Consider the following 9,452-nt stretch of genomic DNA (forward strand, 5'->3'; position numbering starts at 1 on the left):
TGGTGCGGGTGGGGGTGGGTGCGTTTTCGGGTAACAGGAGGGTGGCTCCGATTATTCCCGCCCCGCCGCCCCTACCCGTTCCCATCCCCAGGGGCTGGTCGCTCCCCCATCGCGGTGGAGCCGCAGATGGATACAGCCCCGCGCCCCTTTGGGGCGCGGGTGGTGCCCGGCGGTCACACCTGCACGATGGGCTCTCGTGTGAACAAGGATCCCAGCTCCGGGGCGTTCACCCTCCTGTCCGTCAGGCGCAGTGCCTCCCAGACGGATACCTGGTTGGCCGTGAGGACCGGCTTTGACAGTTCCTTCTCCAGGGTCGGGATGTGGGAGGCCGTGTGGAGGGCGGTGTCGGGGAGGAGCAGGGCGTCGGCGTCCTTGTGGTCGGCGGCGTGGGCGATCGTGAGGATGTCGTGGATGCCCCAGGTCGCCACCTCCGCCGCCGTGACGATGCCCGCGCTGCGCAGGGCCACGACCTCCAGGTCGGCCGCCGCGAGGAAGTCCGCGAACAGCCGGGCCACGTCCTCCGGGTAGGTCGCCGCCACCGCGACCTTGCGGGCGCCCACCTCCCGCGCCGCGTGGACGAAGGCGAAGGACGTGGAGGAGGCGGGCATGCCGGCGGTGTGGGCCAGGGTGCGGATCTGGTCGTGGGCGCCCTCGTAGCCGTGGACGAAGCTGCCGCTGGTGCAGGCCCAGACGACGGCCTCCGCGCCGGACAGGCGCAGCGCCTCGCACCCGGCGGCCAGACGTTCGGGGGCGCCCATCTCGCGCAGGGCGTCCACGCGGTGCGCGTCCTCACCGATGTCGGTGTGCACGACGTCCACCCGGATGTCGCTGCCCAGCAGTTGCTCGATGCGTGGGTAGTCGTCCTCGGCGGAGTGGCCCGGGTAGAGGAAACCGAGTGCGGTCATGCCCATCCTTCCTGTTCTTCCGGCAGTACCGGCGGTGGCGGTACGGGACCAGCACCGAACGGCAGCCTGGCCGACTCGTCGAGCAGAGCCTGGTACGGACCCACCGCCCGGGTACCCAGGTGACGCAGTGCAGCCCACATCGTCACCTGGTTGGCCGAGAGAACGGGCATCCGCAGTTCCGCTTCCAGCTGGGGGATGACGTCGTAGGTGGGGAGGTTGGTGCAGGAGATGAAGAGGGCGTCCGGCGCCGCCGTACCGACCGACTGATGGGCCATGGCGACCACATCGCGGTACGGGACCTTCCAGATGTGCCGGACCAGGCCGAGGGAGGCGCGGCCGGTGACGTGTATGTCCGCCTCGGCCAGATACTCCTCCAGGGCCTGGGTCACCGAGACGGTGTACGGGGTGACCAGGGCGATGCGGCGGGCGTTCAGCTCGGCGAGGGCGTCGAGCAGCGCGCCGGAGGTGGTGACCGCGTGGGCGGCGCCCGCCCTGGTCATCGCCTCGCCCATGGCCCGCTCCCCCGCGACCCCGCCGACGAAGCTGCCGCTCGTACAGGCGTACGCCACGACCTCGGGCGCGACCTCGTTCAGCGCCCGTACCGCCCCGTCGAGCGTCTCGTGCTCGGAGACCAGACGGGCCAGGTCGAGGCTCACCTCCACCGGGACGTACGGGGTGCGGGTGAGATGGAGCGAGACATCGTCCGGGACCCAGCGCCACAGTTCGCGGTCGAGGGCGAAGTCGAACGGGGCGATGACGCCGACACCGCGCTGCGGGCGGGGTCCACCGAGAAAGGAGACATCCATGGTGCCACCGACCTCACTCAGAGAGATGCGCGGACGACAGACCGTGCGGAAGAGCCGTGTTGACGAAGGTAGGTTCGGGTGCGAGCGTGGTCAAACAGCCCAAGTCAGACGCATCGCACGGGGCCGGGGGAGCCGCGAGCGCGGTGGCGGTCGGCACGCTCGCCGTCCGCCCGCCGTCCGTTCGCGGTTCGGGCTCGGCTCCGGCCGTACGACGGACGGTTCCCCCACACCATGACCTCTGCCCTGCCCGCCGGTACGACCTCGGCGCCCCGCCCCACCCTGCTCGTCCTCGACGCCGAGCCGCCTCCCCGTCTCGGGCGCCTCACGGGGCGGGTGACGATCGAGCATGCCGACGCGTCGACGCTGGCCGAGCGGCTGCCGTCCGCCGATGTGCTGCTGGTGTGGGACTTCGCCTCCCCCGCGGTACGGGAGGCCTGGCCGGGCGACGGGCCACGGCCGCGCTGGGTGCACACCGCGAGCGCGGGCGTGGACCATCTGCTGTGCCCCGAACTCGCCGCGTCCGACACGGTGGTGACGAACGCGCGCGGGGTCTTCGAGGAGCCGATCGCCGAGTACGTCGCCGCGCTCGTGCTGAGCATGGCCAAGGATCTGCCGCGCGGTTGGGAGCTTCAGCGGCGGCGGGAGTGGCGGCACCGGGAGGGGCTGCGGGTGGCCGGGAGCCGGGCGTGTGTGGTGGGGTCCGGGCCGATCGGGCGGGCGATCGAGCGGTATCTGAAGGGCCTCGGGGTGCTCACCGCCCTGGTCGGGCGGGTCGCGCGCCCCGGGGTCCACGGTCCGGAAGACCTCGACCGGCTGCTGGCCCGCGCCGACTGGGTGATCGCCGCCGCGCCGCTGACGGAGACGACGTACGGCATGTTCGACGCCCGCCGCTTCGGGGTCATGCAGCCCTCCGCGCGGTTCGTCAATGTGGGGCGTGGGCAGCTCGTCGTGACGGACGCGCTCGTCGAGGCGTTGCGGCAGCGGTGGATCGCGGGGGCGGCGCTGGATGTCTTCGAGCGTGAACCACTGGGCCCGGACGACCCGTTGTGGGACGTACCCGGGCTGATCGTCTCGCCCCACATGAGCGGCGACACCGTGGGGTGGCGCGATGAACTCGGCAGACAGTTCGTGGAGTTGTACGAGCTCTGGGCGGCGGGCCTGCCGCTGCCCAACGTGGTCGACAAGCAGCGCGGGTATGTGCCCGGGCACTGAACTCCCCTGGGAGGGCCGGATGTCGGAGCCGACGGAACGGACAGGGCCGGCCGGGCCGACTGCCGTACGACTCGTGGAGGGGTACCGCAAGGGGGAGTTCAGCCCGGTGGAGGTGACGCGGGCGGCGCTGGAGCGGGCGGAGCGGGTCCAGTCGGCCGTGAACGCCTTCGTGCGCCTCGACGCCGATACGGCCCTCGCGCAGGCTCGGGCGTCGGAGGAGCGATGGCGGCGTGGGGAGCCGGCCGGGCTGGTGGACGGGGTGCCGGTGACGGTGAAGGACATCCTGCTGATGCGGGGCGCGCCGACTCTGAAGGGCTCCAGGACCATCTCGCCGGAGGGCGGGGGCGGTCGGGGGCGTTGGGAGGAGGACGCGCCGTCCGTCGCGCGGCTTCGGGAGCACGGGGCCGTGTTCCTGGGGAAGACCACGACTCCCGAGTTCGGATGGAAGGGGGTCACCGACTCGCCGCTGAGCGGCGTGACGCGGAATCCGTACGACCTGTCGCGTACGGCCGGGGGTTCCAGCGGGGGCGCCGCCGCGGCCGTCGCGCTCGGGGCCGGGCCGCTGGCGCTGGGCACCGACGGGGGCGGCAGTGTCCGTATCCCGGCCGCCTTCTGCGGGGTGTTCGGGCTGAAGCCGACGTACGGGCGGGTGCCGCTGTACCCCGCGAGCGCCTTCGGCACGCTGGCCCATGTGGGCCCGCTGACGCGGGACGCCGCGGATGCCGCGCTGATGCTGGACGTCATCAGCGGGCCCGACGCCCGGGACTGGTCGGCGCTCGGGCCAGTCTCCGGTTCCTTCGCGGACTCTCTGGCCTGTGGGGTACGGGGCCTGCGGGTCGCGTACTCGCCGTCACTGGGCGGGCAGGTCGCCGTACGGCCCTCCGTCGCCCTCGCGGTACGGCGGGCCGTGGAGGGGCTGGCCGGGCTCGGGGCGTACGTCAGCGAGGCCGACCCCGACTTCGCCGACCCCGTGGACGCGTTCCACATCCTGTGGTTCAGCGGGGCGGCCCGGGTGACCCAGGGACTCGGGGAGCGGCAGCGGGGGTTGCTGGACCCCGGGTTGCGGGAGATCAGCGGGGTGGGGGCGCGGATGTCGGCGCTCGACTATCTGGCCGCCGTGGATGTGCGGATGGAGCTGGGGCGGCGGATGGGGGCGTTTCACGAGCGGTACGACGTGCTGGTGACCCCGACGCTGCCCATCACGGCGTTCGAGGCGGGCTCCGAGGTGCCCCGGGGCTCGGGGCACCGCCGGTGGACCGGCTGGACCCCGTTCACGTACCCCTTCAACATGACCCAGCAGCCGACGGCCAGTGTCCCCGTGGGGGTGGACGAGGACGGACTGCCGGTGGGCCTGCAGGTGGTGGCCGCCCGGCACCGCGATGACCTGGTGCTGCGGGTGGCTCATGCGCTGTACGAGGCGGGGGTCGGGGGGATCGCGGCGCCGGGCGGGGTGTGAGGGCGTTCAAGCCCGGCGGAACGTCAGGGTCTCCCCCGATGCGCCCGTTCGCCACAGGTCGTTGCACGCGGTCGCCATCTCCTCCAGGCCCTCCACCACCTCGCCCCAGACGATGCCGGGGACCCAGCCGACATCGCCGTTGAGGAGGAGGTTGTTGCGTTCGTAGAAGAGGGCCAGGTCGATGACCGTGCTGGTGGGATGGGCCGGGCGGTCGTAGCCGTAGGCCTTGGTGGCGAGTTCCGTGCCGGCGAAGGAGAAGTAGCAGAGGTCGCCGGGGATGGGGGTGACTGTGGGGTTCTCCAGGGGTGGTTCCTGAGGGGCGAAGGGCGGGAAGAGGGCGTAGATCTCGTTGCGGGCGTATTTGGCGTGGTAGACGTCGCCGCTGAGGGGCAGCGCGTCCCAGACCGCCGCGCAGGTCAGCGGGGCGCGGTCGTCGAGCAGGCGGGCCGTGCAGCGGACGCCTCGGCGGTCGAGCGCGACTTCGACATGGCGGTGCGCCATGGGTGCCTCCCTCCTCGTACCTCCCGAGGGCTCTTTCCGGCGCGTCTGCCCAGTCCCGCGCCTCTCAACCGGGGCCGTTTCCCGCGCCTGGCACGCCTTCGGATGCCGGGCCCATGCGTGAAGGACCGGACGTGAAGGACCGGAAAAGAACCGGAATACCCGCTGAGGGCCCGGGTAGCCGCGCGGCCATGGTTCGAGTGCAGGCAAACGACTCAGGCCCTCGGGGCACGAGCAGATCCGGGATACGCCGGCGCACGCTGCTGTCGGGCACGGCCGCGCTGGTCACCACGGGCGCGGTGGTCGGCGCGAGCAGTGGGTGCAGTCGGGTGGCGACCGCGGACACCGGCGACGGCGGCCATCTGCTGGAGCAGCTGCGGGCGAAGGGAACCGTACGGCTGGGCATCGCCGGCGAGCAGCCGTACGGCTACATCGGCGCGGACGGCGAGATCACCGGCTCGGCGCCGGCCATCGCGACACGGATCTTCCGCAGACTCGGCGTCGATCGCGTCGAACCGTTCCCGACGGAGTTCGGTTCGCTGATCTTCGGGCTGAACTCGCTGCAGTTCGACGTGGTCGCCGCCGGTATGTACATCAACCCGGAGCGCTGTGAGCAGGTGCTCTTCGCGGACCCGGAGTACCAGATGAAGGACGCCTTCATCGTGCCCAGGGGCAACCCGAAGAAGCTGCGCACGTACGCCGACATCGCCCGGGCCGGGGCCCGCATGGCGACCGGTATCGGCTACGCGGAGATCGACTACGCCAAGGACGCCGGGGTGAAGCGGATCGACACCCTGCCGGACCAGCTGGCCGGTCTCCTCGCCGTCGAACAGGGCCGCGTCGATGTCTTCGTGGGCACCGCCGTCACCGTACGGAACGTCGTCGAGCAGACGAAGAGCACGAAGGTGGAGGCGACCGACGAGGTCACCCCGTACCTCGACGGCAAGCCCGTCGTCGACGTCGGCGGCTTCGCGTTCCGGCTGCCCGAGCGGAATCTGTGGGCCGCCTTCAACCGGGAGCTGCACAAGATGAAGCGCAGCGGCGAACTGCTGGACGTCATGCGGCCCTTCGGGTTCACCAAGGACCAGATGACGGACATCAAGGCCGAGGAGAAGTGCCGCCCATGAGCGACTTCAGCTTCAGTCAGGGCCTGTGGGAGCTGCTGCTCCGCGGTGTCTGGGTCACCGTCCAGCTGACCGTCCTCAGTGCCGCGCTCGGCGCGGCCGTCGCCTTCGCCGTGGGGCTCGCCCGTACGCACCGGCTGTGGATCGTGCGGTTCGTGGCGGGCGCGTACTTCGAGATCTTCCGCGGTACGTCCGCCCTGGTCCTGATGCTCTGGGTGTTCTTCGTGGTGCCGCTCACCCTGGGCTGGCAGCTCGTCCCGATGTGGGCCGCCGTGCTCACCCTGGGCTGCACGTACGGCGCGTACGGCTCGGAGATCGTGCGGGGCGCGGTGGCCGCGGTGCCGGTGGCGCAGCGCGAGGCGGGGGTGGCGCTGAGCATGCCGCCCGCCATGCGCATGCGGAAGATCGTGCTGCCGCAGGCCTGGCCCGAGATGGTCCCGCCCTTCTGCAACCTGCTGATCGAGCTGTTGAAGGGCACCGCCCTGGTGTCCGTCCTCGGGGTCGCCGACATCACCTTCGCCGCCCAGCTGGTGCGCAACGCCACCGGGCAGAGCGCCCCGGTCTACACGGTGATCCTCGTCATGTACTTCGTCCTCGCCTTCGTCATCACCCGTGTGATGCGCCAGGTCGAGCGGAGGGCCAAGGCGGGCGTGGGCCGGGCCCCGGCCAAGGGCGTCCCCGGGCCGCGCAAGGCCGTCACCGGCCGGCCGCAGGACCTCGCCGGGGCGGGGGTCGCCCGTTCGTCGACCGCCGGCACCGCCACCCCCGGAGGCACCTCATGACGTGGAACTGGTCCACCCTCGACGACTTCATGCCGGCCTTCCGGGACGGCGTACTGGTCACCCTCCAGGCCCTGCTCGGGGGCTCCCTGCTCGCCTTCACCCTCGGGCTGGTCTGGGCGCTCGCCCAGCGTTCGCCGCTGAAGGTGGTGCGCTGGCCGGTCCAGGCGGTCACGGAGTTCATCCGCAACACCCCGCTGCTCGTCCAGCTCTTCTTCCTCTTCTACGTGCTGCCCGAGTGGGGCCTCACCCTCTCCGCGCTGGCCACCGGCGTACTGGGCCTCGGCCTGCACTACTCGACGTACACGGCCGAGGTGTACCGCGCCGGTATCGACGGGGTGTCCGCCGGCCAGTGGGAGGCGGCGACCGCGCTCAGCCTGTCGCGCTCACGGACCTGGGTCGCGGTGATCCTGCCGCAGGCGCTGCGCAGGGTCGTGCCGGCCCTCGGCAACTACGTCATCGCGATGCTGAAGGACTCGCCGATGCTGATGACCATCGGTGTGCTGGAGATGCTCGGCCAGGCCCGGCAGTTCGGTTCGCAGACCTTCCGGATGAACGAGCCCATCGTGGCCGTCGGCATCGCGTTCATCCTCATCGCCTACCCCGCCTCCCTCCTCCTCCGAGTCCTGGAGCGTCGCCTTGTCCGCTGACACGCCGCTGATGAAAGAGCCCGAGCCCGAGTCGTCCACCAAACATTTGGCAGACACCACGGACACCGCAGACACCACGGAGCTGATCCGCTTCGACAACGTGACCAAACGATTCGGCGGCACCACCGTCCTCGACCGGCTCTGCTTCTCCGTCGACGCCGGAAAGCACGTCACACTGATCGGCCCGTCCGGGTCCGGCAAGACGACGATCCTGCGGCTGCTGATGACGCTGATCAAGCCCGACGAGGGCACGATCACCGTCGGCGGACAGCGACTGTTCCCGGCCAGTGAGAAGCAGTGCCGCGAGGTCCGCAAGAACATCGGGATGGTGTTCCAGCAGTTCAACCTGTTCCCCAACATGAGGGTGCTGCGCAACATCACCGAGGCCCCGGTCAACGTCCTCGGTCTGAGCAAGGACGAGGCCGAGCAGCGCGCCCGCGAGCTGCTGGACCTGGTGGGGCTGGCCGACAAGTGCGACGCCTATCCGACCCAGCTGTCCGGCGGGCAGCAGCAGCGGGTGGCGATCGCCCGGGCCCTGGCGATGCGCCCGCAGGTGCTGCTCCTGGACGAGGTGACGTCCGCGCTCGACCCCGAGCTGGTCGCGGGCGTGCTCGACCTGCTCAGGGACATCGCCCGGACCACCGACATCACCATGCTCTGTGTGACCCACGAGATGAACTTCGCCCGTGACATCTCGGATCAGGTTCTGATGTTCGATTCTGGCCAGGTCATCGAGTCGGGCAGCCCCGAAAAGATCTTCGGCGACCCCGAGCACGAACGAACCCGGGAATTCCTCGGCGCGGTCCTCTGACTACGGCTCGTGAACGGGCGGCCGTTCGGGAACGTCCGAGGTCCGCCCGCCGAAGCATGACCGTGGCATATGCCAGAGTGCTGGTCCAGCAGATGGGAGGCCCATAGGCCCACATAAATTCTCGCGAACAACCCCTCCACGCAAGCCGCTTGGGCCGTATCGTGGGACACGGCAAGCTGTCCGAAAAACGGCCCGAGAAGCGCAGGGGGAACCGTGGCGCTCAAGCACGAGCCGACCGCGCCGTACCACTCGGCCCAGGACGCGCTGCGCGTCCTGGAGACCGTGGCACGGCACCCAGACGGCGTCACCGACGCCGAGATCGCCCGCCGTACCGGCGTCGGCAGCGAGCGACTGACCACGCTCCTGCTGATGCTGCGCCGCGAGGGATACGTCGAGCAGACCACCGACGGCGCCTACGTCAGCGGGGTCGCCCTCAACCGGCTGGGCTCCGCCCAGGGCCATGACCAGGCCCTGCGCGAACAGCTCCAGCGCACGCTCGACCGGCTTCGCGACTCGGTGGGCGCCGCCGTCTACATAAGCCGCTACGAGGACGGGGAGATCCAGGTCACCGGGTGCGCCGAGGGTCCCACGACGCCCGCCGTGCACCAGTGGGTCGACTTCCGCTCCGCCGCCCACGCCACCGCCATAGGCAAGAGCCTGCTGGGCCAGCTCGACATCAACGCCCGGCGCGACCATCTCGCCCGGCACCGGCCCGCCCGGCTCACCTCGCGGACGATCACCAACGAGAAGGTGCTGCTGAGCAAACTCGACGCCCAGTCGCCCACGGTCCCGGTCCTCGACCTCCAGGAGTACGCGCCGGGCACGGTCTGCGCGGCCGTCCCCATCACCGCGGGCTCCGCCGTCGGCTGCCTCGCGCTGTCGCTGCCACTGGCGCACGCGCACCGGCTCCGCCAGGCGGCGCACACGCTGAACCGGGAAGCGGCGCCGGTGCTGCTGTCGCTGGCGATCTAGGACCCGGCGCCGGCGAGCGGGCCGGCGCCGCGTCCGTCCACGCCCGCCCGTTCGCCAGAGATCCACGTCACGTTTAGTTGGTCGAAGGCACCCCTGCGGACCAGGTAGTATTTTCTCTGTCGCCAGCCGCGAAATCGGGAAAGCGACAGAGTCTGCGCCGCTAGCTCAGTTGGTTAGAGCAGCTGACTCTTAATCAGCGGGTCCGGGGTTCGAGTCCCTGGCGGCGCACGATGACGATG

General features: G+C 70.9%; 10 protein-coding genes and 1 tRNA gene. 8 read left to right on the forward strand and 3 right to left on the reverse strand.

What is annotated here, in order from left to right; genetic code table 11:
• Positions 1 to 173: 173 nt before the first annotated feature.
• On the reverse strand, positions 174 to 905 hold the full coding sequence (locus tag STRIP9103_RS05085; protein WP_009299412.1) for a maleate cis-trans isomerase family protein: 732 nt from the start codon (positions 903 to 905) through the stop codon (positions 174 to 176).
• Positions 902 to 1,711, reverse strand: coding sequence for a maleate cis-trans isomerase family protein (locus STRIP9103_RS05090; RefSeq protein WP_009299402.1), 810 nt, complete (start codon positions 1,709 to 1,711; stop codon positions 902 to 904). Before STRIP9103_RS05090 ends, STRIP9103_RS05085 begins: the two co-directional genes overlap by 4 nt.
• A 231-nt stretch (positions 1,712 to 1,942) precedes the next feature.
• Between STRIP9103_RS05090 and STRIP9103_RS05095 the strand changes: the two genes are divergently transcribed.
• On the forward strand, positions 1,943 to 2,923 hold the full coding sequence (locus tag STRIP9103_RS05095) for a D-2-hydroxyacid dehydrogenase (RefSeq protein ID WP_009299379.1): 981 nt from the start codon (positions 1,943 to 1,945) through the stop codon (positions 2,921 to 2,923).
• Between the two features lie 19 nt (positions 2,924 to 2,942).
• A complete protein-coding gene (locus STRIP9103_RS05100; RefSeq protein WP_048819718.1) occupies positions 2,943 to 4,379 on the forward strand; it encodes an amidase in 1,437 nt (478 codons plus the stop codon).
• A gap of 6 nt (positions 4,380 to 4,385) precedes the next feature.
• Here the strand turns inward: STRIP9103_RS05100 and STRIP9103_RS05105 are convergent, their stop codons facing one another.
• Positions 4,386 to 4,880, reverse strand: a complete 495-nt coding sequence (locus STRIP9103_RS05105; protein ID WP_009299385.1) for a DUF3830 family protein — start codon at positions 4,878 to 4,880, stop codon at positions 4,386 to 4,388.
• 188 nt (positions 4,881 to 5,068) lie between these two features.
• Between STRIP9103_RS05105 and ehuB the strand changes: the two genes are divergently transcribed.
• The 6 genes from ehuB to STRIP9103_RS05135 all read left to right on the forward strand — a co-directional run bounded on the left by ehuB (position 5,069) and on the right by STRIP9103_RS05135 (position 9,441).
• Positions 5,069 to 6,004 carry an ectoine/hydroxyectoine ABC transporter substrate-binding protein EhuB gene (ehuB, locus tag STRIP9103_RS05110; protein WP_048819719.1) on the forward strand — a complete coding sequence of 312 codons (936 nt, stop codon included), beginning with the start codon at positions 5,069 to 5,071 and terminating at the stop codon, positions 6,002 to 6,004.
• Entirely contained in the window at positions 6,001 to 6,783 is a 783-nt protein-coding gene (gene ehuC, locus STRIP9103_RS05115) for an ectoine/hydroxyectoine ABC transporter permease subunit EhuC (RefSeq protein ID WP_009299409.1), read from the forward strand. The genes ehuB and ehuC overlap by 4 nt, the downstream gene beginning before the upstream one ends.
• Positions 6,780 to 7,430, forward strand: a complete 651-nt coding sequence (ehuD, locus tag STRIP9103_RS05120) for an ectoine/hydroxyectoine ABC transporter permease subunit EhuD (protein ID WP_009299390.1) — start codon at positions 6,780 to 6,782, stop codon at positions 7,428 to 7,430. Before ehuC ends, ehuD begins: the two co-directional genes overlap by 4 nt.
• Positions 7,420 to 8,241, forward strand: coding sequence for an ectoine/hydroxyectoine ABC transporter ATP-binding protein EhuA (ehuA, locus tag STRIP9103_RS05125; RefSeq protein ID WP_078613803.1), 822 nt, complete (start codon positions 7,420 to 7,422; stop codon positions 8,239 to 8,241). Before ehuD ends, ehuA begins: the two co-directional genes overlap by 11 nt.
• A gap of 213 nt (positions 8,242 to 8,454) precedes the next feature.
• Complete coding sequence (locus tag STRIP9103_RS05130) at positions 8,455 to 9,213, forward strand: IclR family transcriptional regulator (protein ID WP_009299407.1); 759 nt, start codon at positions 8,455 to 8,457, stop codon at positions 9,211 to 9,213.
• Between the two features lie 154 nt (positions 9,214 to 9,367).
• Positions 9,368 to 9,441 (forward strand) — tRNA-Lys (locus STRIP9103_RS05135).
• Positions 9,442 to 9,452 lie beyond the last annotated feature (11 nt).

Origin of the sequence: Streptomyces ipomoeae 91-03 (assembly GCF_000317595.1) — a bacterium.
Classification (GTDB): Bacteria; Actinomycetota; Actinomycetes; order Streptomycetales; family Streptomycetaceae; genus Streptomyces; species Streptomyces ipomoeae.